We start from the raw sequence: 22,285 nt of genomic DNA, 5'->3' as shown, positions 1-22,285 counted from the left end.
ACAGAATCCTTAGACATCTCTACAACAGGGGTAAAATAGAAGTAATTCCCTTTTATTAAAAACGTCATATACTCAAAGCAGTTCAAAACTATGGCGTATAGCGATTTTACTCTAGAAAAAGCTGCGGCTGTTTTGGGAATCACCACCCAAGAAGCAGATTTATTTCCCAGGCTTGTACCTCTTTCTATTCCTTCTTGGTTAAATGAAACTTTAGGAAAGCGAACCCAATTAGCTCTGATTAGTGAAAAAGCTCGGAGCGAATTTATTATTGTACCGATTTTACTAGCCTGTCGTGATCTCAGCCAAAATAGCTTGGCTATTTTCTCTGGACAAAGACTTGACGTTGATCCTGCACAGGGCTTGATTGGGGAATGTGATTTTATTTTAGCAATAGCTCCACCTTTACCACCATTGCGATCGCCAATTCTCACTGTTGTGGAAGCGAAGAAAAATGATGTTGAAGCTGGATTAGGACAGTGCATCGCGCAAATGGTAGCGGCGGATTTATTCAATCGTTCATCTGGACAAACAGAAATACCTGTGTATGGATGCGTGACAACAGGAGAAGTATGGCAGTTTCTTCAACTTTCGCAAAAAGTGGCTTTGCTTGATAAGCAAAGATATTACTTGGATAACGTAGAAGCTATTTTGGCAATTGTACAGACAATAGTTCAGAAATTCAGTAGTGAATTTGTGTAACACTTTGTTCTTGCAAGTGGATGAATCTACTTTTTCGTATGACGGGTTACTTCTTATGCATTTCACAGACAATCTCCTAAAAGCAAAGCTTTAGTAGGCGTTGCTGAATTCTGGGATGATTTCGACCTATTTTGAACGAGTTATTAATAGTTTCAGCCGCTAATTCATCCCGCATTTATGCAACGCCCTTTAGTACAATTCTAGGCAATGCAGAATTGGATTATTGAGTAGCTCCTGAATTACCTCCACCTCAGAACGAAGTAGAGATTCAACTTGTTTTGTTGGTGCATTTTTGCAGCGTAGCTATACAACTTTAGGTGGAGAACCGTACAAATGGCTTCTTTCGGCAAAGTCTACATCTTGAGTTACGATGCAAAAGTCATTGGTTTTAGCAAATTCTCATATTGCAGTATCAGTCTTCACTTCCAGTCCATGAAACTGAACATGACTGGAATCAGGGAAAACATCTGCTAATTGAGTTACTAGCTTGCGACTCAAATTTTGATCAAAAAGCAGCTTCAACCACCACCTGCCGTCCGCGTAGCGTCTGGTAGAGAAGCAACTAAACGATGTTCACGGTCAGCAGCAAACTCTAGACTTGCCCTAATGTCTTCTTCTGTTAATTCAGGGAAGTCGTCTAATATCTCCCCATGAGACATACTAGCTGCCAACCAGCCTAGAACATCGTACACGGTGATTCGCATCCGTCGAATGCAAGGTTTACCACCTCGCTTGTCCGGCTTAATTGTAATAATATCGTGATAGCTCATGTGATTATAAACTGCATAGCATCTTTTTAAGTCTAAAACAGCTTCACATCGCGGTGCAACAAAGCGTAGGCGTAGCCCGTCGCAGACATCGCAACAACAGCCTACTTCTTTTACTGCGATCGCACTATCTCGTAAATTAGTTTAATGCGATTGCCTAGTTTATTGTCGAATGAGGGCGATCGCCACAACAGTCTACTTCTTGTCCATCTCACAGATAATCTTTAAAGGTGATCGCAACAACGGTCTACTTCTCGTGCATTTCACACACAATCATGGACATAGTAGTAGGTTTCAGCGTAAGGTTTAGTTGAATTGTTAGTTTCAGTTTTCTATTTCTATGAAGTGAGGATATTCTTGTCACCTCAACCAGAAAGATGCTTTTGCCAAAATATTGGTATCGACAGTAGCTTTAGGAACTGCCTTACTCCATATTGCTACACCTTTTAAGCTAGATAACGTTGCATTAGTTCTCTTGGGTATAGCCCTGTTACCTTGGTTAGCATCAGTTTTACGTCGTGCCGAGTTGCCAGGTGGCTTGAAATTTGAATTTCAGGAGATTAAGGCCGAACAAGCTAGGCAAGCTAGAGAACTTGACGCAATAAAATTCTTGATAGGAAACTTTCTAACTGCTCCTGAACAAGATCATCTAGAAAAGATTGCCAAGAAAACACCTTTTTTGGTGAAAGCTAACAAAACCTCATCCTTCTTTGCTACTGAGTTGCGGAAGTTGAGAGCACTTGGCTTTATCAAGCAGATAGGTGAAGGGGGTGTCCGAAGTCTATTGCAGGATGATGGTAAAGAGCGAAATGTTTGCGCCTTTTTTGAGATTACCCAGAGAGGGCGCGAGTACATTCAGTTGCGTACCGAGATTAATGCCTTGGATAGTAACCAGTCAGCAATTAAACAACCGCGTGGATTGGACTGACCGATGATCTTTCTGCTTCGTTCTAGATTCTTTAGGAATCCTATCTGATTTCTGAACAAGATTTCAGATGAAACCTTGATAAAACAGGCTTTTCAGTCTCAGTATTTTTCAAAAATCAAATCGGAGTCCTATTGCAGCCGATAACGCTAGCCGTTAAAGCAAATTTAGATTTGACATACCCTAGATGAATTATTCTCGCTTTTGCTAATTACACCCCCATTCTTCAATCTTAATATTGTTAAGTGAAGGCGATCGCTACAACGGGCAACTTCTTGTAGATTTCATAAAATTACTGTAGTTCATGTGAGGCTTTAAAGCTGTCCGACTACAACTTAAATATTTACTCTGTATTTATACTATTATGAGTTCTGCTGTAGTTTAGTTATTATCAAAAGTGAATTAATTAAGCACGAGCAGCCATTGTAATGACTTTTATTCGGCAGATATTCTACCCGCGACTTGAAACTGACATTTAGTTTATGAGCAATAAAAGTTGGTTTCCTGCTTGGCTACCTTATTCAAAGTCGTGGATGATGGCTATTAGGTTAGCAATACCAGCCTACTTCGGTGCAACCGTAGTTTTGGCATTTGAATTCTGGCGCTATTCACTTGTAGGCGGTCTTATAGCCGTCACAGGTAACGCAAGTAACAATGGTCTAATTTTTTTCTTTGCCGTTGCTGCTATTGCATTGCTGTTAGCTCTCATCTGGTTTTTGATTTTGACAAGAGTATATGCGCTTTTGGTCAAGTTTCTGTGGTCAAATCCACCACAATGGCTTATTCTGCCAAAATTTAGATCCTTAGTTATTCGAGATTTTGGAATACTTGTGTTGTCGACTTTGCCAATTGTTGCGATTTTTGCAATCTATATTTTGTTTGTTAGCAGCTTTAAGCAAACTTTTGCTGATTTAAGAACACCAAGATTAACTTATGATCTTTTCCTGCTAAGATTCTGGTGGCTTTGGTTCATTTCTGCTGCTTGCCTTTACCAAAGGTGTACAAGGAAAAGTTCTATGCATGATAAATTGTAGGGCTATTTTTAATCTAAAAAATCATCATTTAAAATAGTCTTTCATTTTACAGTTTTTCTTTGAGCAAAATGCAAGCAAAATCTAAAAATCATACTCCATAAGAGGGCGTTGCATAAATGCGGGATGAATTAGCGGCTGAAACTATTAATAACTCGTTCAAAATAGGTCGAAATCATCCCAGAATTCAGCAACGCCCATAAGAGTTATACTGTCTAAAGCATCAAAAAAGATTGTTCCTAAATAACCCTGCAACTTGCATTTAGGCTAGAAATAGGCTCTTTTTTCTACCGCTGCTAAAAAACCTTGCATTATATCAATTGTAAGAGCGATCGCTAGGTTCGGAGTAATCCCAAGAGTGCATTTGACGGAAAGGAAGACCCATCTTTTGGAAGACGTACTTCTCTTTCACACCAGAGGCTACAAGGTCGGGCTTGAGCGCTTTGATAAATTCCTCGAATTCGTAAGCGGTAACGTCGTCATAAACGATGGTGCCGTTTTCGATCATCGTAGTAGTACGTTTGTAGTCATCGTTATGAGCGAACTCATAACCTGTACCAATCATCTTCATGCCCAAGTCTTGGAAAGCTGGGACAACGTGGCGAGGACGTAGACCACCAACCATGATGGCAACGGTCTTACCTTCTAAGCGGGGGCGATACTTGCCAAGAATCACATCCATTGTGGGCTGATACTTGGCGATAATCTTCTCAGCGTTTGCTTGGATTGTCTCGTCAAACTTAGAAGCGATTTCCCGTAAAGATTCAGCAATCTTGGTGGGGCCAAAGAAATTATACTCAAGCCAGGGTATACGCTAGGCTGAAGCCTAAAAGCCCTATACCACAATGGTTTTGCAAGTCTGCGTTTTCTGTGGCTTGTTTTTGTCTTAAAACTTGTGATTTAAACATGCAAAACCCCAGTGAAATGGTAATTTGATTTGCAACTTGTGGCTTACTGGAGTATGCCCAGCAGAATTAGTAATCGAGCCTTAACCGTCGATAGGAGATGTAACTGTGGTGCGTAATTCGTCAAAATTTGCAGCCGGATAACATATGTTGTCCGGTAAATTTTTGTCAAAACTTGCAGTACATCTGTCAAAGTTTATACACTTGTGTGAAACGTGAGTGTATTTGGCATGGAAGTACTGGGAAGGCAGATAAGCGAAAACGGAGTGCTGCACCTAATGGATAGTGAAAATCCGCGATCGCAAACTTGGTTTACTTTGTGCGGTCGGAAGATTCGCGCTACTCACGCTCTACCGTTGCAAAAATTTGATGCTGGCGAGAATTGCTGTACAGTCTGCATCAAGATGCAACGCAGTAATGAGTTGCTGCATTCTCGACTACCCACAGTTGCTTAAAATTTTAACTACTGCCTAGTAATTTAAACAAATTAAAAAACTGTAGGAAACCTATAAGGTTTCCGCGAAAAAAGAAAGCCCAAAACCGAGGCTATGGTTGAAAAGTAAAAACCAGGGTTAAAAACTATGTCTCGCCGGAAAAGTGCCGTTGAACTAGAAGAATTAGCAAAGATTAAACGCTCTCAAGCGGCGGCAAGAATGGCACATCGTGCAGCTAACCCCAAAGCTTACACTCCTAAACTTGATGTAGATTACACACAAGTCTATTATCGTGATCCTTTAGAACCTACTCGCTTTTTAAAATTGAAAGTTGCTAACGGCACTTTAACTTTATGGGGTGGGGCTGCTGCTGCTGGATTGGTAACAGTACCTCCAGCTAATTCGACAATTGTAGAAATTACAAGAGGCAGTAAAATTCCGATCGTAAAAGTTCGCTGGTATTATGGAGACGATACAGCCGTTGTAGTTCCTGCCAATGAGATGCACGGACGATGGGTAAAATTCTATGATGTGAAAAATGGACAATCTCATCACCAAGTTCCATTCGTTCAAGAGGGTGCTACACCTAATCTGGCAGGTACAATTACAGCTTTCTACGCCAAATTAAATACTGCTGCTGAAACAGATCGCATCATCGGCACAAGAGGGCGTGCAGAACTGGTAATTGGATATGGCAATCAATATACGACCCTAGCAAGAGTTTCAGCGTAAGTTTTAGTGCGCTATGTCTATTTCATGGTCATCAATTGGAGAGATCGAAGTAACTGATGTTTGGCAAATATTTCCAGTAGAAGTTGCTTCAGATACTTTCCGCATCACAACAACAGTAACGGATGTAGCCGGCTGGGAATCTCTAAGGATACGCAGTGGTGCTTACATTCAATTTATTTATCCTGACTCTACCAAGTCACAGAAAACTTATATCCCAGTCTTGGAAGATGCAACAGTATATGAACTACCTGTGCCGCAAGGTTTTAGAGCAGAAGGCTATTTACTCCGTTCAATCAGTTGCAGACTAGCTTCTCGCTGGGTGGGAAAAATAGATTTTATTTCTGGTTTTGCAAAATGGAACCTGAAAATAGAGGAATTAATTTGACATCAATTTTGTACGCGATCGGCAACGGCTGGTCTTGCCGCTGCACGTTGCGGTAACTTCCGGCTTCAACTTACAACTTCATTAGCTAGTTGTGGAAGTCGGAAGTCAAAACCGGAAGTTACATCTATTCAATTGCGATCGCAATCGAGCGGGCGTGTAAGCCATTGCGTTGTCGTTGAGTGAAGCTCATTCAAAGGTTAGGCTCGACCGGGAGAGTTAGTGATCGCACACTGTCACTGCGCTGAAAATTGCATCGGCAAGAGTTGCAACGAGCGGTGAGCGATCGCGCACAAAAAACGACCCCCAGTCGCTGACCAGGGGCCGCTTTTGCAGTCCACGCGCACTACCTCAAAAAGCTGCAATCAGTGCCGTCTTTCTCACGACTTAATAACTCATGACAACTCTTGTTATATCCTCAGATGCCGGATAGGGCTTATCATGGGATGATAGATTATGAGATATGTTCATGAGTCAAAGGCTTAATGCAATTCTCCCAGATGACGTTTTTGAGAAGCTTTTACGTTTTTCTGAACAAGAGAAACGTACAAAAAGCCAGATGGCGGCACTTCTGATTGAAGAAGCAATAACCGCTAGAGAACGAGATGCTAAAAAACAGGCAGAAGTCGCATGAGTGTTAAAGTTATCAACCCGTCGAGCAATTGCAAACCGATGCCAAGTTAGAGGAGTACCAACGCACTACTAGCGCTGCCTTGGACAGAATTGGCGCGGTCTTAGACTACCCGGTTAGGCAGCAAGACCGTTGAGCATTAGGCATTTAACTATTTACTCACATTTAAATAGGGGAAATTATGAGAACAGCTATCGTTTGTTACGATTTAAAAAACGTCAAGTCAGGCGACAATGCTCGCGTAAAGGAAAGACTTGAATTGGAAGACACTGCTACAACCTTTCAAGCGTTAAATGTCAACTCATTATTTCCTGATCGGGTTAATTTGCATTTGCCTAACACTACACTCTACCTGAATGTCAGCAATGCCTCGGTTACTAGTAAAGAGATTGCAAACGACGTCTACAGTCTTATTCAGTCTGTAGGTGCAACACCCGACAAAGTATATGTTGCATTTATTACAAATGATTTCATCTTGAATGCTCCGTAAGAGATAACCTCAAGAGAACAGCGCGATCGCGTTGCGGACAATTTACGGCAGCAGCGATCGCCCGACGTTTTTGTACGCAATCGGCAACGGCTGGTCTTGCCGCTGCACGTTGCGGTAACTTCCGGCTTCAACTTACAACTTCATTAGCTAGTTGGTGGAAGTTGGAAGTCAGAAGTCGGAAGTTGGGAAGCGTTGCAACGAGCGGTGAGCGATCGCGTACAAAAACGACCCCCGGTCGTTGACCAGGGGCCGTTTTTGTAGTCCACAGGCACTACCTCAAAAAGCTACAATCACTGCCACCTTTCTCTTTTACCCAATCATTAATTTCTCGGAGGAAATAGCTAAATAAAGCAGTTTCATCTTCTACTGAGATATTTGAGTGCAGTCCTGAAGGTAGCTCAAAAAACGTAAACGCACTCTGATAAATGTTGGGGTATTTCTCTTTCAAAAAGTCTTCGACTAACCCGAAGCCGTTTACACTCCACGGAAAAGCCACGATAAACCTTTTGTAAGGCAATCCAAGCTTATTGTTTAAATAAGACATTAATCTGGACTCTGAATATCTGTCTCTTTCCCCAGTCTTTTCATCTAAGAACTTAATTTTATCTGTTTCAAAGAACCAATCGCGCCCAGCAATGATGCTGTATCGCTTCTGAACTGCCTCGTTGATGATGTCCAGCCCTTCTACTGTGTTTTGGCGTGAGGCAATATCAGCAGCAAGAGTTGGGTCAGCCTTGGCATACCTGATAAAAACCTGGGCTACATAGTTGGCGAAGTCTGGATCGAGGTAGCTGGCTAGGTGAACTGCCATGACGGGGTGAATCCAGGTAACAGCCTTGTTCCCTCTGCCACTAGTGTAAATTAATTCTTTAGATAGCGAGTGACTAATTTCTAGTTCTTCAGAAAGTGCCGTTAGTCTAGCCTTTGTTTCTGGCAATCGCTTCCAGTTTCTCAAGTCATACTCAAAATGCTTACACCACTTGGTAGCATTGATGTAGTCGTCATCTCGCCGTGCGTTTTGCACCCATTTGTCAAATTGCTCTATTTTTGACATATAATTCTCCTTGTTTTTAAAAGGTTAAGCAATTTCCGCTCAAGCATGGATTGCTTTTTATTCTTCGTAGCGCTCATAGACTACCTTGTTAATGATGTTTAGCCCCTCGATCGTTTCCTGCCTTGAGGTAATATCAGCGGCGAGAGTTGGGTCGTCTGCGGCATACCTGACAAAAATCTCGGCTATATAGTCGTTAAAGGCTGGATCAAAGTAGCTGATTAGGTGAACTGCCATGATTGGGTGAACCCATGTCACCCAAGTTTTACCTACACGCTCAAGAATCCAGGGTTCAGCATTTGACTCTGTAGTTTTCAAGGACTCTAGTCTAGCTTTTGTCTCTCGCGATCGCTTCCAGTTTCTCAAGTCATACCCAAAACGCTTGCACCATTCGGTAGCGTTGATATAGCCGTCGTCTCGCCGTGCGTCTTGCATTAATTTGTCAAACTGCTCTCTTTGTGACATATAAATTCCTCGTTGCTCTGAAAATGTTAAATAACTCCGGCTCAGACAGGGGTCGCTAGTGTAAATTAATGCTTTAGATACGTAGTGACTAATAATTAGTCTCTAAGTATCCTAATATGACGTGCAAAATAATACTTTAGACACGTAGTGTGTAATTATCACACACTACGTGGATCACCTTTGTAAAGCAACTCAAATGCTTGTCAGAAGCCATAAAGCGCTAAAGCAGAAGGTGTGTATCAAAACTATGGATCACCTTATGATCACCTCATGATCACCTTCTTTACAATCTGAAAACCTTATACAGTAAGATTCTTTAGAGAATGTAAAGCAAGGTGATCATCTAAGTATGTCTGAAACTGCAAAAAAAAAGAATTGGAATCAGAAAAAAAAACGTGAAAAAACGATGATCACCTGATCACCTTCTTTACAATTGAGCTAAAGTCCTTGTTCTGTAAGGCTTTCAACTTGTTAAGAAGGTGATCCGCCAAGGTGATCCATAGGTGATCAGGGGTGAGACCCCTGATTACCTTCGTTACAATTGAACGAAAGTCGTTACAATTGCCAAAAACGTTACCTAGAGGGGGTTTTAGCCGTATACAGGTGTAGACATTGAACGAAGGTGATCCACCAAGGTGATCCAAGCTGAAGGCGATCGCCTCAATGACGATCGCCCCTGCCAAGGCATTTTAATTACATCGGCTCTAGCAAATAGCCCTCCAGTTCATCCCAGCCATGATTCTCAGGATGAAACTGCGGATGGTCTTCTGGCAACTCGACGGCATACGTCCAGCCAAACCCGTCCCATCTCACACCGATGACTGTGACCGGATGCAAAATTTGACCCTGCCGCACCTTTATCTTGTGCAGCACGGTTTGACCAATGTAATATTCGGGCTTGTCGAATTCTTTACTCACTCGCAAACGCCAAAACTTTGACGCTTGACGAAAAATGCCCAAAGTGGGCGCGTCTGACGCTATCATTCTTATTGCCTCCTTATAGGCGTGAACAACTGGTAAGGGGGAAGTCGTGCCGGTGGGGGAGAGGTAACAGACTCTCTTGCCGGGGCGCGTTTCAAGCGCTGACTTCATTTATCCATCTGCTGTGGGTAGGAGAACTAGGGGGGCGATACGACACTACGATTTACTCGCTGCAACCAAAGTTTACTACTGTTTACTTTTTTGTCTACGACTAGTTTAAGCTAATTACTGAAGATTGTCAACGACATTGTGTACAAAACTGTGGACAAATCACTATGGTTGACCTAATATGTCAACATAGGTGTTTACAGGCAGTCTACAAATGCGTGGTAATATAATTTCATTTCGCTTCGACGATGCTGAGTTAGAAGCACTGCAAGCTTTCCAGACTTCAGAAGATAAATCCCCAAATCAGACAGCTGCAAGACTGTTGAGGGGAATCTTGGCAGGGATTATAGAGCAGTCTACAGTATCGTATACATCTGTAAACATTCAAGAACTAGTGAAGCAAGAGGTGGCAGCGAGTCTAACAGAAGTGCGATCGCAACTGGAGGAACTGCGGGGAAAATCGAAAGCCCGGTAGTAGAGGAGAATAGCACTACCGGGCAGCCAAGCAATATTGAGTCAACTGTAGCGAACAGCGAAACTATCGACCTGTTGCAGTGGGAAATTATGAGCCTAGAAACTCGTCTCAAAGCCTGCCACGAAGCCAAAGAGCAACTAGAGGAACGATTTGACGACCTAGCGGAGGAATTGGCTGACGTTGAGCAGGAGAACGATATCTTGAAGGATGGAACAGTTCTCAAAAGGAGATTAGAACTTATTACGGAACTGGAGAATGAAAACCAGCAACTCAGGCAACAGCTACAGACAGCAGGTGCATCTGTACAACCAGACTATGAAGCAATCCGCGATCGCACGCTCAACAAGCTGAAAGTTGGTAAGCAATCAACGGCAGGCAAGGCAATCGACGCTTTTATTAAGGAGATCATGCACGAGTAAACAACTAGAATAGTGCCACTATACTGCCATGATCGTCCCCTTATAGTCCGACTACAGTGCGACTATACTCTGTCTACAGTCTGACTATTGGCGCTCATAAGTCCTGTTGTAGTGCTACTTAAGTCACTCTTGTGTGCGACTATTGGCGCTCATAAGTCCTGCTACAGTGGAACAATAGATGACCTACACTGTCTACAGGTGTAGACAAAACTGTAGGCGGTTAAAACCCGCTCTGGATACCATTTTTAGCAACTGTAGACAATTTTTTGACTGGCTATTTTTTAACATAAATTTCCAAAAAATAGGATTTTTATCTAATAAATTGCCAAAAAATGTAGCAGCGCTAGTTTAACAGTTTCAAAACTAAAAATACAGAGATGTATCTCTGTTAATAAACCGTATTTGGTTGTGAGTTAAGTAGACAGCACCTCACTGATTTGATGCCGTGCTAAAGCTTGCCTGAGATATTCCACCTCAGCCCTTAGCCGTGCATTCTCCTGTATTAACGTATCCATGTCATCTTTTTTATCCACGGCCTGTTTAATTACTTTCTTCCGGTTCTCCAAGCTGAACCACTTCTGATAAATCTCAGTATGAATTTCTACAGAATGCCCCAAGTTATCAGCAGCAGCTTTAATTGGAATGCCCATCATGTGCGCTCGAATTGCCCAAGCGTGGCGTAAGTCATAGGGCGTAAACGGAATATTTACGCGCCTAAACCATGATGAACAGTTAACCCGAATATTGTTGATATCCGTAAAGCTAGTTCTGTCATCAGTTTGAGCTTTTAACAATTCCAAAGGCTCTAATTTTTTCAAATCAAACAAGTAAACCCATTCAGGATGTAGTGGTAAAGTTTCCCTGTAACCAGTCTTAGTATCTGGGTGAACCTTCCATGTATTATCTTTATTTTCAGGACTCAACCACCAATCAATTTCGGGATTTACAAACAGTTCTCTTGGGCGTAGTCCATAAGTAGCAAGCATTCCATATACCCATTCCCACATCTTCCAACTGTCTAAACAATTCTTTTTAATTGTTAGGCTTCTAGTCAAAGAGTACTGATGAAAAGATTCATAATATTTGATGATATCCTCATCACTGGGAATGTCCCTAGCCTGACTTTTGGGTTGTGTAGCTTTAAAATGTTCGAGAGTTAAACTAGTTAAATTAAGAGTTGCTTTTAAAACTTTCAACGATTTAACAGCACTGTATTTAGCGGAATCACCCGTCAATTCTGTAAGCTTTTTATCAATCTCCGGTTGAGTCAATAAAGTATCTAGCCCAATCAATCGCCGTAAATACTCTTTGTAATAGAAAAAGGTGTGTTTACTTTTTTCTGTTAACTTGCGCGTTTTGAAATACTCAGTTTCAAACTCTTCTAAAACATCACCAAGGGTTTGGGATCTGTTGGCGACCTTAGCGATTTTACCCAGATATTTGTCAGTCCATTCAAACTGTTTACGGGCGAGGAGCTTGCCTAGCTCGTTTGCCTCTTCCTCTGCTGTTCTCAGCCCGTCCAAGCTTGCAGGGATGTTTAGCGAAATCTTGTACTGCTTAAAACCAGTTCCTTTCGTGTCGCGATCGCCCGGCTTGATTGGTAGGGATGCTTGCAATTGAATAGTGTCCCGTGCCACGACCAAACCCACTTTGACCTTAGCGGCTTTTAGACGGGCCCTAGTGTCTGTCAAACCTTTATCAAACTTGCGTTCCAGATGCTGCCGAGTAGCCTTCATGTGTTTCTGCGTTCCTAAATAGCTGCCATCGGTAGATGCTGGCGGAGTGAAATCCTCAAAAACGTCCTGTGCCTTGCTTTTCATTGTGTCTTAAATGTGTCTTAAAATTTAGTCCATTTAGAACAATGTTTAAATTGAGCAAAGTTAGACGTGGACTAAATCCTGGTATCACAAGATATTAAATCATACTTCGTACAGGGTATTCCATAAGCTTCTTCCATGTGACGGCTGATGTAGTTCATCGACCGATAACAGTGGATGAGGTTCATCTTCACATTGGGGGTCATCAACATTTCGTTGATGGTGCCATCACCTGACCACTGAGCGACTACGCGCAAGCCGAGTTCTTCTAACAGGATGCGGCTAGCCCAAGCATCACCACCGATGTTGTAGTCACCAATGATGGCTACATCATAAGGAGTACCTTCAAACTGGAGTGTACCGTCTTTCTTAGCTTGGTCTGATCTGGTGAACACCCAGTCACGAACCATATCGTTAGCAATGTGGTGTCCCAAAGATTGGGAAACACCCCGGAAGCCTTCGCAACGCACAGGTACAACTGGCTTACCAATTGTTTTCGATGTTTTCCGAGCAACAGCTTCGATGTCATCCCCAATTAGACCAATGGGACATTCAGATTGAATGGAAACACCACGGTTGAGGGGGAAAAGTACATCAAGTTCTTCGATCAGCTTGGTAAGTTTCTTGTCACCGCCGAACACGATATCTCGTTCTTGGAAGTCGGAGGTGAAGTGCATGGTACCAAAGGTATCAATACCTGTGGTGCCGATGTAGTAGTTACGACGACCAGACCAAGACCAGTAACCGCAACCTACAGGCCCGTGGCTGATGTGGATCATGTCCTTAATAGGACCCCAGACCACACCTTTAGAACCAGCGTAAGCACAACCACGAGCGGTCATTACCCCAGGCAGGGATTTGATGTTAGACTTAACGCCGCAATCGGACTTACCTTCTTCGTATACGTTTAAATGCTTTTCCCGCTTTTTCGCAGCTTTTTCTGGGTAAGCGCTGAGAACTTCTTTAATTAGCTCTTTTCTTTCTTGGATGATGTTTTGATTTTCTGGAGGAGTCATACTTAGTCTCTGTAAGTCGTAAGGATGGGGGGTATAGGGGGACTAGGAGTCCCCTCTAAGGTTAGGGGGGATGTAAGGGAGAGAGTAAAAGGTAAAAGGAAAGATATGAAACTCTTCCTTTTTCCTTGTACTAAAGCATTATTTCTTAGCAGCGACTTATACTACAGGAGCTTCAGCAGCAGTCTTGCCAACCAACATTGCAGCATTTTCCTCGCTTTCGAGAATACCGAATTCAATCAACAAGTCTTCTAGTTCTTCCATTTCGATAGGCGTAGGAATAGCCAGATTTGTGTTGTTGATGATCTTGGTAGCCAATGTCCGGTATTCGTTAGCTTGGTTGCTGTCAGGTGCGTACTCGTTAACAGTCATGCGGCGTAATTCTGCGTGTTGAACAATGTTGTCACGGGGTACGAAGTGAATCATTTGGGTGTTCAACCGTTTTGCCAAGGTTTCGATCAATTCGTGTTCCCGGTCAGTTTTACGGCTATTACAAATCAGACCACCCAAACGCACGCCACCTGTGTGAGCATACTTAAGAACACCACGAGCAATGTTGTTAGCAGCATACATCGCCATCATTTCACCCGATGTCACGATGTAGATTTCTTGTGCTTTACCTTCACGGATAGGCATAGCGAAACCACCGCACACAACGTCACCTAATACGTCGTAAGATACGAAGTCTAGGTCTTGGTAAGCACCATTTTCTTCTAAGAAGTTGATGGCGGTGATAATACCACGACCAGCACAACCGACACCGGGTTCTGGACCACCAGATTCTACGCAACGAACGTTACGGTAACCATTCAGCATTACTTCTTCAAGTTCGATATCTTCTACTGCACCACGTTCTGCGGCGAGGTGAAGAACGGTTGTTTGAGCCTTGCTGTGCAGCATCAAACGAGTGGAGTCAGCTTTGGGGTCGCAACCGACGATGAGGATGCGTTGACCCATTTCAGCCATAGCTGCTAAGGTGTTTTGGGAGGTGGTAGATTTACCGATACCGCCCTTACCATAGAAAGCTATCTGTCTAATGTTTTCTTCAGTCATGGTTCGTATTTTCCTGCAATTGGTTGGTTGGTGGGTCTTTGCCTTTGTCTGTTGCGTTCACACCTGTTGAGCGACAGTAGTGAGCACGTGTAGAGCATCGTTGGTAGCATTGGCATAAGTGCCTGCTGGGGGCGATCGCTCCACAGCTAAAATTATTGAAAGCAAGTACATATATTTCCTAGTTAAATTTTTTTTCTTTTTGTTTTTTGTTTTTTGTCCTTTGTCATTTGTTTTGACAAAGAACAAAGAAAATTACGCAATTTACAAATACGTCATAATGTGTTTCAGATGGAAAGATTAAATAGGACTTGATGTTGCTATTTGTCAACAATCAATGCATAAGTCCTATTACTTGTTCAAAATAGCGCCCTTGAAATTTGAGACGCGCTCTAGTGCAGCGTTGGTGTCTTCTGGCGACTCTCCACGTACAGCCATCGATTCACTCAAAAGCTTGGCGATCGCGTCGAAGTGTTGTTGCTGTAAATTCATTCCCGCGTGGGTTTTGTCCATTGGACGACCGCCGTATTGCTTTGACCCCTCAAAAATTTGAGATAAGAAAGTAACTAGATGATTACGCTGCTTGGCCATATCTGTACCAGCAAAAAAGTGATTGAGGATGCTGTCTGTCGCAATGCGTTTGTGGAGTTCATCTACTATTTGTTCAATAGCTGGTTGTCCGCCAAGTTTGTCGTACAATGTACTCATATCCTGTTCCTTTGAAGCGAGTTAGATGATGAAAGAAAGCAAGTAGGCGCTTAATCTATGAAGCCTATATGCTGTTAGCCGTCATAGTGGTAGGACTGATACCAATTCGTAATTCGTAATACCCTGGGGGAAGCAATCCTTCGGGTGTCTACGTAATTCGTAATTAAGAAAGTTAGATTTGAATCTGTGGCTTTCTTTTGGCGAATTGGTATGAAGCATTGAGTGGAGACAATGATTCGGTTCAAATCCTACTTTCTGTTTCTGGCTGAATGCATATTAGGGCGTATTTGTAGAGTACGTTAAGTCCTACAGCAATCTCCTAAACTGCTTCGACTACAAGGCTCTTGCTGACACGATCTTGTAATCTGGCTTCGATCGCAATTTTCAGAGTTGCTGTACTACTAGAACAGGAACCGCAAGCACCTTGCAGTACAACTTTAACGCGATCGCCTTCTACATCATAGAGTTCTACATCTCCCCCGTCAGCGATGAGTACGGGTCTGACTTCTTCATCAAGAACCTTTTGAATTAGAGCAATCTTTTGCACGTTTGTTAGCGATCGCTCTTTAGACGTAACAATTTCTGTGGCAACTTTTACGCCGTAATTGTTGATAGCAGGTGAGGCGTATTCCTGTTGAACTGATTTAATTATATCATCAATGTTCGCCAAACAGGAACCGCATCCACCACCAGCTTTTACATAATTTGTTACCTCTTCGGCACCAGTGAGATTATTTTCTAGAACGACACGGCGAATTTTGGACTCGCTGATCCCAAAGCAACTGCAAACTAACGCGCCTTCATCATCATCATCGTGGGTAGCTAGAGGAATGCCACGATAATTATAGATAGCGGCTTCTAGCGCTTCTTGTCCCATGACAGAGCAATGCATCTTTGCTTCTGGTAAACCACCCAGGTAATCTGCAATGTCTCTGTTGGACACTTTCAGGGCTTCATCTAAGGTTAAACCTTTGACCATTTCGGTTAATGCACTAGAAGATGCGATCGCACTAGTACAGCCAAAGGTTTGAAAGCGAGCATCTAGAATCTTATCAGATTCTACTTCTACTTTCAGGTGCAATCTCAGAGCATCGCCGCAAGCAATGCTACCGATTTCTCCTGTTGCAACCTTAACTCCAGCTTCGCTCGTTTCTTCAATTTCTCCCTGATTTTTGGGATCGTAAAACAGTTCTAATACTTTATCGGTGTAGTCCCACATAACGAATTTTAGATTTTAGATTTTGGATTTTAGATTGGGGGATTGGGTACTGGGGATTGGGTACTGGGTATTGGGAAAATTCTTCCCTAATCCCCAGTCCCCAGTCCCTAGTCCCTAGCCCCTAGCGATGCGCCAGTGCTTGTTCTTGTCCTTGCAGCCAACCTGCATTATCATTTTTGAAGGGTGAGAGGGCGCGTAAACGTTCTACAATAGTGGGCATTACCTCTATCACTCGATCGATTTCGGCTTCTGTGGTGTAGCGACAAAGACTGAAGCGGATAGAACCGTGCAAAGTTGTGTAGGGTAAGCCCATTGCCCGCAGGACGTGGGAGGGTTCCAGAGAACCGGAGGTGCAAGCAGAACCGGATGATGCACAGATACCGTATTTGTTCAATAACAGTAGAATTGCTTCACCTTCGATGTACTTGAAGCCGATATTTGTGGTGTTTGGCAATCTCTGCGTAACGTCACCATTGACTACACAATCGGGAATTGTCGCAAGTAAAGTTTGTTCGAGGCGATCGCGCAGCCTTCTTTCTCTTGTGGCCGCTTCTTCTAAGTGTAACAGTTCTAGTTGGGCAGCTTTGCCTAAGGCGATAATTGCTGGAACATTCTCTGTTCCCGCTCTACGTCCGCGTTCTTGGTGTCCCCCAAGAATGAAGGGACGGAACCGAACTCCGCGCCGGATATATAAAGCACCAATTCCTTTAGGACCGTGCAACTTGTGACCAGACAGGGTTAACATATCTACGGTACTAGTCTTCATATTCAAGGGGATTTTTCCCACTGCTTGCACCGCATCTACATGGAAGATAGCTCCATATTCTTTTACGCGCAACCCAATTTGCTCAATCGGGAAAATCGTGCCGGTTTCGTTATTAGCATACATAATTGTCACCAGGGCGGTGTTACCCGTCAAGGAAGCTTCTAGTTCATCTAGATCCAGCTGTCCTTGATGATTTACTGATAGATAGGTAACACTATAATCTTGGGTTTCTAATTGTTTGCAGACATTGAGTACTGCTGGATGTTCAACTTGGGTGGTGATGATGTGTCGCTTTTCTGGTTGCGCCAACAGTGCGGCTCGAATCGCCGCGTTATCTCCCTCAGTTCCACAACTTGTGTAGACAATTTCTGACTCATCGGCTCCCAGGATGGCTGCAAGTTGTTCTCTTGCTGTTCTGACTGCTTTACCGACTTGCCCACCAAAGGTATGCATACTGGAGGGATTGCCGTAATAATCTGTCAGGTAAGGTAGCATTACCTCTATAACTTCTGAGTCTACCTTAGTGGTGGCATTATTATCGAGATAGATGCAGTTATTTTGCATTGTTGTCTTCAATTAAGAATTACGAATTATTTAAGCTTCTGCGGTGCCATTGTTTGGGGTTGGCGCTTTTGTAACTGTTCGGAGTATTTCTGAGAATAGGTGTTAAACCAACGTTCCCAGTAATCTTGTTTATTTGTTAATTTAGCAACTACGTGGTTGTAATTGGTAAACCAGCTTTCCCAGTAATCGCTAGGCTGCTTAACGCAACCGTCGCAAGTGGGACAACCAGCTTTACACTGAGGCACGGTATGAATGCTACCAACGCAGTTTGTACAAAGTTCAGGGTCAATCCAGTGCTGTCCGTCAACCACTTTAATTGCATTTGTGGGACATACCGTTAGACAGAGATTGCAGGAAATACACTGGCTAGTAAAAATTTTGTAAGCCATGATTTATTCTCCTTTTTTGGGCAAGGGGCATTGGGCATTGGGCATTGGGCATCGGGGAGACAGTACCGTAGGAGACGACTGGCGGCATTGGGGATAATTCTTCTTCTATTACCCATGCCCCATGCCCTATTCCCTAATTCCCTAATTCCTTAACGTATTGCTCGTAAAATTCCAAAGCAACCTTTTCAATCACGTCGTAAGCTTCAACAGTCTGTATTCCAGCTTTTTGCAATTTTTCTTGAGGACTGTTACCAATCTTGGAGGCTAAAACTGCTTTGCAATCTGCGATCGCTTTCATAATATGCTCAAAAGAAGCTTCCTCGCCGTATCCACCTTGGCAGTATTGGTCAATTTTGCGATGACCGACAAAGCGAACTTCGTTTCCATCTACTTCGTAAATTTGGAATTCTTTCGCATGACCGAAGTGCTGATTAACCAATCCGCCGCCTTTGGTTGCTACTGCAACAAGGACTTTGGGATTGTTGGCAAATTTCTTGCCGACTAGCGCCTTGTCTTTGGCTACTTTCAGTTCTTCTTTAAACTTCTCAATACCGTCGTGAACTTCTTGGCGTTTGTCCATGTCGTATTCTGGAGTCATTTCCAAGAATTTCTCTTTGGAAAATTCCTGGCTGCGATCTTCTCCCAATAATCCGACTGCATCGGCACGGCACTGGCGACAGTGACGCATCATTTTCATGTTACCAGAGCAGTTGTCTTGAACTTCTTTGAGTTCTTTGGGTGTGGGGCCGCGTTGACCGGTTAAACCGAAGTGTGTGCCATGTTCTGGTGCAGAAATCAATGGCATGATGTTGTGCAAGAATGCACCTTTCTCACGAATGACTCGATTCACTTCAACTAAGTGCTGGTCATTAATTCCGGGAATCATTACAGAGTTGACTTTGCACAAGATGTCAGCATCTTTTAGGGCTTGCAATCCTTCCATCTGTCTTTCGTGGAGAATTCTTGCGCCTTCAATGCCTTTATAACGCTTGCGGTTGTAGTGAACCCAAGGATAAATCTTAGCACCAATCTCTGGATCTACCATGTTAATGGTGATCGTAACGTGATCTATATTTAATTGTTTAATGCGATCAACGTAGTCAGGCAGCATTAAACCATTGGTTGATAAGCACAGCTTGATATCTGGTGCTTGCTCTGCAATCAACTCAAATGTGCGGAAAGTCTTATCTGCGTTCGCCAATGGGTCGCCAGGGCCAGCAATTCCCACAACTGTCATTTGGGGAATCTTGCCGCCAATGACCAAAGCTTTGTGTGCTGCTTGTTCTGGTGTTAGCAATTCGCTAACTACTCCAGGACGGCTTTCGTTAGCACAATCATATTTACGGTTGCAATAGTTGCATTGAATGTTGCAAGCAGGAGCAACTGCAACGTGCATCCGGGCGTAGTGGTGATGGGCGTCTTCACTGTAGCAGGGATGTTTAGCAATGCGTTCTTGGAGCTTTTCGTCCCTTTCCACGGTGGCGCTGGTGTTGCTGTCGCAGCCGCAACCACCTGATTTTGCTTGGGTTGGCGATTCCGTAGCGTTGGAGTTGAGGAGTCGTGTAGACGGTGATGTCATTGAGTTTCGCAAAAGGTCGGTGGACTTGGCTGCCACTGTGGGAGATGTTGTTGCTGTTCCTATGCCTAGAAATTGAAGTCGCGTCTTCCACACTGCCTGCAAACCCTTGGGTTCGGGCGACTTGTTTTCAAGTAAGGCAGGCGATGAATCTTTAGATGTTCGGCTGGTGTGTGTCAACGTTCGGTTCTTGGGTAGAATTTGTGCTTACAGCCGCGACTTCTATTCACTTCAGGCATGGTGCTATGTCATCCCTCCACTCACTCTTCGCTTTGTTTTGTTTCAGAGCGTTAGGTGATTGGCGATATAAGATTTATAGCAGCCATCTCCCAGCCAGATGTTGCGTCTGTCTAGGATAGAATTTATTGGATTTATTACTTTTGTACTCAAAGAAGAAAAACCCTAATTCTTCAAGCATTACAAGAATTAAAAAAGTTTTTTTCAGGTAGGGGTTCTAGTATTTTTTGGTTAGGGTTCTAGTGTTTATAGATGGGGGTTCAGGATTTCTTTGTACTCAGCTAAAACCCAATCCCAGCAATAACTTTAACTAAATTGAAACCAGGTTTGGGTTATTTAAATGTGTACTCAGATTGCCCTCAATTTCCGTCAAAAGCAATAAATGCCAAGGGTTTGAGGGTGAAAAACTGGAGTAGTTTACATCGTTCTACTCCAGAAACGTGCGAAATTCAATTCTGTATCTAACATATCATTTTTTTGAGGGTAAAAATGCAATTCATATTTTTTTAATTTTTGCTTTTACAATGATATTCAATTGTGGTTCTAAGTCTTGTCTGGTAAGCTATTTAAGCTGTTGCAAATAGGTGTGTTGCTGCACATATTTTTCAAAAAACTTAACTTTGAACTCCTTTTTTCCCATTCCCACAATGAGGAGATGGGTAAGAAACTCTGAGATTTTGTGTTTGAGAGAAGCAACAAACTATAATCTAACATGATTGAGCGATCGCAATGAATTTTCTGAATTGCTCACTACAAACCTTAGCAAAAAATCTCACCCCCTTCCCACGTCAGAAAGAAGAAAGTTTAAAGTCTTACTTGTTTTAGGAGAGAGGTTTTCCAGATACTGCTCTTTGTTGCTGATACTATGTTAGGGTTTGCTGAAAAAGAAAGAAAAGGTGACAGTCTGTAGATTCTCAGATCAGAGAAGTATATTCAGGTGCAAGACTTGAGGGTAAAATAGCCCAAAATCCTTGCAGCACCGTGGACAGCAGTTGCTTGCCGTATCATTAGTAACTATGTACAAAAAAAGAATCAACTCCAACTCCAGTGTCAAGCTTCTTGCTTCCATTTGAGGAAAACTCCTGCTTTTTTATGACTTTTTCAGCAACCCCTATTTAGCTACAATCAAACCAAGCGTGAAGAAATCTTAGTTATGATTGCCATCCCCCAACAGCCGCCAAAAATGACCGTTGAGGAATATCTCGAATGGGAACCTCAGCAAGACCTTCGCTACGAATATGCCAATGGCGAAGTATTTGCCATGACAGGCGGTACAATTCCCCATAACGACATTGCACTAAATCTCTACAGACCTTTGTACCCTCATTTGCGTTCCAGGGGTTGTCGAGTGAATGTATTAGACGTGAAAATGCAACTCACTCCCCAGAGCCGCTACTATTATCCTGATGTTATTGTCAGTTGCGACCCTGAAGACCTTAATGCCCGCAAATTTATTCAACATCCCAAGCTGATTGTCGAAGTTCTTTCTCCAGGTACAAGCGCTAAAGATCGGGATGAAAAATTCACTTATTATCTGACAATCCCCAGTTTGCAAGAGTATATCTTGATTGAGTCGGAAAAAATCTCCGTCGAACGTTACTGTCGGGGTGAGGGTAGGATGTGGCTTTACTATCCCTATACGGCTGGAGATATCGTCACTCTATCCAGCATTGAGTTTGAATGTCCAATTGAATTGTTGTATGAAGGTGTTGTATTTACCAATGAAGAATAAACAGAATGTTCCGTGTTAACTTTTAAAGAGCGATCGCACCTTAAGCAACTGCATAGCCAGTGTAGGGTCTTAACTCCGGTGGACGAAAGCCAAGGACGATATGTTCTTTAGGAATTCCAGCCCCTTCTAAATCGGCGGCAATGCCTTCTTCAGTGCCATCTTGTTGAATCCAGATTTTGCCATCAATTAAGTCAATATGAACCAGACAGCCGTGAATGCGGCGTTCGCGTAGCGTGCCGTAGGCATTCGCCATCCCAACCAATATCCATCCACAAATAGCGAGTCTCTTTCAGAAAGGCTGCGCCAACGCGGGTTCGATCAAACACTACTTTCGATTGAATATTGGCATAAGAATAGGGTAGTGAAGCATATTCACTGAGGATAGTTTCAATCACGTGGCGATAGTCGTCTAACTTGGTGTAATCCATTGTTTAATAACCTCCTGTTTTGGATCAAATGTAATCAGCTTTAAACGATGATTTCTTAGTAACAGTTTGCCGATAGGTTCTTCAAATAAATCATCAAAAATACTATTAGGTACTGCAAGATATAGTACTCGTTCCGGCTCTAATTCAATCAAGATATCCTGATATAAAATATACTGATCCAACACTTTTTCTAAATCATCAACATCCGATCTGCCGATAAAACTTTTAATCACAACGTAAGGATTCAGGTCTAATATTTAGGAAGCAGAGATGGGCGAGACAGATAATTAT

Annotated in this window: 24 protein-coding genes and 4 pseudogenes; 12 read left to right on the top strand and 16 right to left on the bottom strand. The window is 42.9% G+C overall.

The features are described 5' to 3' along the window. Window positions 1-90 precede the first annotated feature (90 nt). Entirely contained in the window at window positions 91-699 is a 609-nt protein-coding gene (locus tag HWQ58_RS10660) for a hypothetical protein (RefSeq protein ID WP_292861453.1), read from the top strand. Between the two features lie 303 nt (window positions 700-1,002). Here HWQ58_RS10660 and HWQ58_RS10655 read toward each other — a convergent pair. Next, window positions 1,003-1,221: pseudogene (locus tag HWQ58_RS10655) on the bottom strand (DUF5615 family PIN-like protein). After that, on the bottom strand, window positions 1,218-1,469 hold the full coding sequence (locus HWQ58_RS10650; RefSeq protein WP_292861450.1) for a DUF433 domain-containing protein: 252 nt from the start codon (window positions 1,467-1,469) through the stop codon (window positions 1,218-1,220). The pseudogene HWQ58_RS10655 and the gene HWQ58_RS10650 overlap by 4 nt, the downstream one beginning before the upstream one ends. 391 nt (window positions 1,470-1,860) lie before the next feature. Between HWQ58_RS10650 and HWQ58_RS10645 the strand changes: the two genes are divergently transcribed. Beyond that, on the top strand, window positions 1,861-2,394 hold the full coding sequence (locus HWQ58_RS10645) for a hypothetical protein (RefSeq protein WP_292861447.1): 534 nt from the start codon (window positions 1,861-1,863) through the stop codon (window positions 2,392-2,394). A 479-nt stretch (window positions 2,395-2,873) separates the two neighbouring features. Beyond that, a complete protein-coding gene (locus HWQ58_RS10640) occupies window positions 2,874-3,425 on the top strand; it encodes a hypothetical protein (protein WP_292861444.1) in 552 nt (183 codons plus the stop codon). 313 nt (window positions 3,426-3,738) lie between these two features. Here HWQ58_RS10640 and HWQ58_RS10635 read toward each other — a convergent pair. Beyond that, window positions 3,739-4,233 (bottom strand): annotated as a pseudogene (locus HWQ58_RS10635) (nitrogenase component 1); the annotation flags it as partial. Between the two features lie 309 nt (window positions 4,234-4,542). Here HWQ58_RS10635 and HWQ58_RS10630 point away from each other — a divergent pair. From HWQ58_RS10630 to HWQ58_RS10610, 5 genes are all read left to right on the top strand, one after another. After that, window positions 4,543-4,782 (top strand): hypothetical protein, encoded by a 240-nt coding sequence (locus tag HWQ58_RS10630; protein WP_292861441.1) that lies wholly within the window; start codon window positions 4,543-4,545, stop codon window positions 4,780-4,782. A gap of 126 nt (window positions 4,783-4,908) precedes the next feature. Next, entirely contained in the window at window positions 4,909-5,493 is a 585-nt protein-coding gene (locus tag HWQ58_RS10625) for a hypothetical protein (RefSeq protein ID WP_292861438.1), read from the top strand. A gap of 13 nt (window positions 5,494-5,506) precedes the next feature. Next, window positions 5,507-5,878: a hypothetical protein gene (locus HWQ58_RS10620; protein WP_292861435.1), complete on the top strand. Its 372-nt coding sequence runs from the start codon at window positions 5,507-5,509 to the stop codon at window positions 5,876-5,878. Window positions 5,879-6,344: 466 nt separating this feature from the next. Continuing rightward, window positions 6,345-6,509 (top strand): hypothetical protein, encoded by a 165-nt coding sequence (locus HWQ58_RS10615; protein WP_292861433.1) that lies wholly within the window; start codon window positions 6,345-6,347, stop codon window positions 6,507-6,509. Between the two features lie 178 nt (window positions 6,510-6,687). Further along, window positions 6,688-6,996, top strand: a complete 309-nt coding sequence (locus HWQ58_RS10610) for a hypothetical protein (protein WP_292861431.1) — start codon at window positions 6,688-6,690, stop codon at window positions 6,994-6,996. Window positions 6,997-7,139: 143 nt separating this feature from the next. Here HWQ58_RS10610 and HWQ58_RS10605 read toward each other — a convergent pair whose 3' ends face one another. Genes HWQ58_RS10605 through HWQ58_RS10595 form a run of 3 tightly spaced genes read right to left on the bottom strand, consistent with a single transcriptional unit; the run spans window position 7,140 to window position 8,512 of the window. After that, a complete protein-coding gene (locus tag HWQ58_RS10605; RefSeq protein ID WP_292861428.1) occupies window positions 7,140-7,262 on the bottom strand; it encodes a hypothetical protein in 123 nt (40 codons plus the stop codon). A gap of 5 nt (window positions 7,263-7,267) precedes the next feature. After that, window positions 7,268-8,050 (bottom strand): KilA-N domain-containing protein, encoded by a 783-nt coding sequence (locus HWQ58_RS10600; RefSeq protein WP_292861425.1) that lies wholly within the window; start codon window positions 8,048-8,050, stop codon window positions 7,268-7,270. Between the two features lie 57 nt (window positions 8,051-8,107). After that, entirely contained in the window at window positions 8,108-8,512 is a 405-nt protein-coding gene (locus HWQ58_RS10595; protein ID WP_292861422.1) for a KilA-N domain-containing protein, read from the bottom strand. Window positions 8,513-9,147: 635 nt separating this feature from the next. Here HWQ58_RS10595 and HWQ58_RS10590 point away from each other — a divergent pair. The 3 genes from HWQ58_RS10590 (at window position 9,148) to HWQ58_RS10580 (ending at window position 10,495) form a co-directional block, all read left to right on the top strand. Beyond that, window positions 9,148-9,333: a hypothetical protein gene (locus tag HWQ58_RS10590; protein WP_292861419.1), complete on the top strand. Its 186-nt coding sequence runs from the start codon at window positions 9,148-9,150 to the stop codon at window positions 9,331-9,333. A 482-nt stretch (window positions 9,334-9,815) separates the two neighbouring features. Next, window positions 9,816-10,076, top strand: a complete 261-nt coding sequence (locus HWQ58_RS10585) for a hypothetical protein (protein ID WP_292861416.1) — start codon at window positions 9,816-9,818, stop codon at window positions 10,074-10,076. Between the two features lie 89 nt (window positions 10,077-10,165). Continuing rightward, window positions 10,166-10,495: a hypothetical protein gene (locus HWQ58_RS10580; RefSeq protein WP_292861413.1), complete on the top strand. Its 330-nt coding sequence runs from the start codon at window positions 10,166-10,168 to the stop codon at window positions 10,493-10,495. A 413-nt stretch (window positions 10,496-10,908) separates the two neighbouring features. On the opposite strand, the gene HWQ58_RS10575 is transcribed toward HWQ58_RS10580, so the two are convergent. The 8 genes and pseudogenes from HWQ58_RS10575 to nifB form a co-directional block, all read right to left on the bottom strand. Continuing rightward, entirely contained in the window at window positions 10,909-12,315 is a 1,407-nt protein-coding gene (locus HWQ58_RS10575) for a site-specific integrase (RefSeq protein ID WP_292861410.1), read from the bottom strand. Window positions 12,316-12,413: 98 nt separating this feature from the next. Beyond that, window positions 12,414-13,328 (bottom strand): annotated as a pseudogene (locus tag HWQ58_RS10570) (nitrogenase component 1); the annotation flags it as partial. Window positions 13,329-13,484: 156 nt separating this feature from the next. Continuing rightward, a complete protein-coding gene (gene nifH, locus HWQ58_RS10565; protein WP_292861407.1) occupies window positions 13,485-14,378 on the bottom strand; it encodes a nitrogenase iron protein in 894 nt (297 codons plus the stop codon). A gap of 348 nt (window positions 14,379-14,726) precedes the next feature. Next, complete coding sequence (locus HWQ58_RS10560; protein ID WP_292861404.1) at window positions 14,727-15,083, bottom strand: group 1 truncated hemoglobin; 357 nt, start codon at window positions 15,081-15,083, stop codon at window positions 14,727-14,729. A 319-nt stretch (window positions 15,084-15,402) separates the two neighbouring features. Then, entirely contained in the window at window positions 15,403-16,302 is a 900-nt protein-coding gene (gene nifU / locus HWQ58_RS10555; RefSeq protein ID WP_292861401.1) for a Fe-S cluster assembly protein NifU, read from the bottom strand. Window positions 16,303-16,423: 121 nt separating this feature from the next. Further along, the gene (gene nifS, locus HWQ58_RS10550) at window positions 16,424-17,632 is read right to left on the bottom strand and encodes a cysteine desulfurase NifS (protein ID WP_292861398.1); all 1,209 of its coding nucleotides are present in this window, start codon (window positions 17,630-17,632) and stop codon (window positions 16,424-16,426) included. 26 nt (window positions 17,633-17,658) lie between these two features. After that, window positions 17,659-18,021, bottom strand: coding sequence for a 4Fe-4S binding protein (locus HWQ58_RS10545; RefSeq protein WP_292861395.1), 363 nt, complete (start codon window positions 18,019-18,021; stop codon window positions 17,659-17,661). A gap of 133 nt (window positions 18,022-18,154) precedes the next feature. Further along, window positions 18,155-19,600, bottom strand: coding sequence for a nitrogenase cofactor biosynthesis protein NifB (nifB, locus tag HWQ58_RS10540; RefSeq protein ID WP_292861752.1), 1,446 nt, complete (start codon window positions 19,598-19,600; stop codon window positions 18,155-18,157). Between the two features lie 1,387 nt (window positions 19,601-20,987). Between nifB and HWQ58_RS10535 the strand changes: the two genes are divergently transcribed. Next, entirely contained in the window at window positions 20,988-21,566 is a 579-nt protein-coding gene (locus HWQ58_RS10535; RefSeq protein WP_292861391.1) for a Uma2 family endonuclease, read from the top strand. Between the two features lie 40 nt (window positions 21,567-21,606). Here the strand turns inward: HWQ58_RS10535 and HWQ58_RS10530 are convergent. Further along, window positions 21,607-21,994, bottom strand: a pseudogene (locus HWQ58_RS10530) (XisI protein). Next, entirely contained in the window at window positions 21,976-22,227 is a 252-nt protein-coding gene (locus tag HWQ58_RS10525) for an element excision factor XisH family protein (protein ID WP_292861388.1), read from the bottom strand. Before HWQ58_RS10525 ends, HWQ58_RS10530 begins: the two are co-directional and overlap by 19 nt. Between the last annotated feature and the right edge of the window lie 58 nt (window positions 22,228-22,285).

The organism is Nostoc sp. LPT, assembly GCF_017115165.1.
Taxonomy (GTDB): domain Bacteria; phylum Cyanobacteriota; class Cyanobacteriia; order Cyanobacteriales; family Nostocaceae; genus Nostoc.
Note: the sequence above shows the minus strand (reverse complement) of the source record. Positions and strands in the feature narration are given on the sequence as shown.

Excerpts from the sequence above, each read along its gene's own strand:
- HWQ58_RS10595 (WP_292861422.1), bottom strand. The coding sequence starts at position 8,512 with ATGTCACAAAGAGAGCAGTTTGACAAATTAATGCAAGACGCACGGCGA.
- HWQ58_RS10660 (WP_292861453.1), top strand. The coding sequence starts at position 91 with ATGGCGTATAGCGATTTTACTCTAGAAAAAGCTGCGGCTGTTTTGGGA.
- HWQ58_RS10615 (WP_292861433.1), top strand. The coding sequence starts at position 6,345 with ATGAGTCAAAGGCTTAATGCAATTCTCCCAGATGACGTTTTTGAGAAG.
- nifB (WP_292861752.1), bottom strand. The coding sequence starts at position 19,600 with ATGACATCACCGTCTACACGACTCCTCAACTCCAACGCTACGGAATCG.
- HWQ58_RS10620 (WP_292861435.1), top strand. The coding sequence starts at position 5,507 with ATGTCTATTTCATGGTCATCAATTGGAGAGATCGAAGTAACTGATGTT.
- nifH (WP_292861407.1), bottom strand. The coding sequence starts at position 14,378 with ATGACTGAAGAAAACATTAGACAGATAGCTTTCTATGGTAAGGGCGGT.
- HWQ58_RS10575 (WP_292861410.1), bottom strand. The coding sequence starts at position 12,315 with ATGAAAAGCAAGGCACAGGACGTTTTTGAGGATTTCACTCCGCCAGCA.
- HWQ58_RS10580 (WP_292861413.1), top strand. The coding sequence starts at position 10,166 with ATGAGCCTAGAAACTCGTCTCAAAGCCTGCCACGAAGCCAAAGAGCAA.
- HWQ58_RS10560 (WP_292861404.1), bottom strand. The coding sequence starts at position 15,083 with ATGAGTACATTGTACGACAAACTTGGCGGACAACCAGCTATTGAACAA.
- nifU (WP_292861401.1), bottom strand. The coding sequence starts at position 16,302 with ATGTGGGACTACACCGATAAAGTATTAGAACTGTTTTACGATCCCAAA.
- HWQ58_RS10610 (WP_292861431.1), top strand. The coding sequence starts at position 6,688 with ATGAGAACAGCTATCGTTTGTTACGATTTAAAAAACGTCAAGTCAGGC.
- HWQ58_RS10600 (WP_292861425.1), bottom strand. The coding sequence starts at position 8,050 with ATGTCAAAAATAGAGCAATTTGACAAATGGGTGCAAAACGCACGGCGA.
- HWQ58_RS10650 (WP_292861450.1), bottom strand. The coding sequence starts at position 1,469 with ATGAGCTATCACGATATTATTACAATTAAGCCGGACAAGCGAGGTGGT.
- HWQ58_RS10640 (WP_292861444.1), top strand. The coding sequence starts at position 2,874 with ATGAGCAATAAAAGTTGGTTTCCTGCTTGGCTACCTTATTCAAAGTCG.
- nifS (WP_292861398.1), bottom strand. The coding sequence starts at position 17,632 with ATGCAAAATAACTGCATCTATCTCGATAATAATGCCACCACTAAGGTA.
- HWQ58_RS10585 (WP_292861416.1), top strand. The coding sequence starts at position 9,816 with ATGCGTGGTAATATAATTTCATTTCGCTTCGACGATGCTGAGTTAGAA.
- HWQ58_RS10625 (WP_292861438.1), top strand. The coding sequence starts at position 4,909 with ATGTCTCGCCGGAAAAGTGCCGTTGAACTAGAAGAATTAGCAAAGATT.
- HWQ58_RS10535 (WP_292861391.1), top strand. The coding sequence starts at position 20,988 with ATGATTGCCATCCCCCAACAGCCGCCAAAAATGACCGTTGAGGAATAT.
- HWQ58_RS10545 (WP_292861395.1), bottom strand. The coding sequence starts at position 18,021 with ATGGCTTACAAAATTTTTACTAGCCAGTGTATTTCCTGCAATCTCTGT.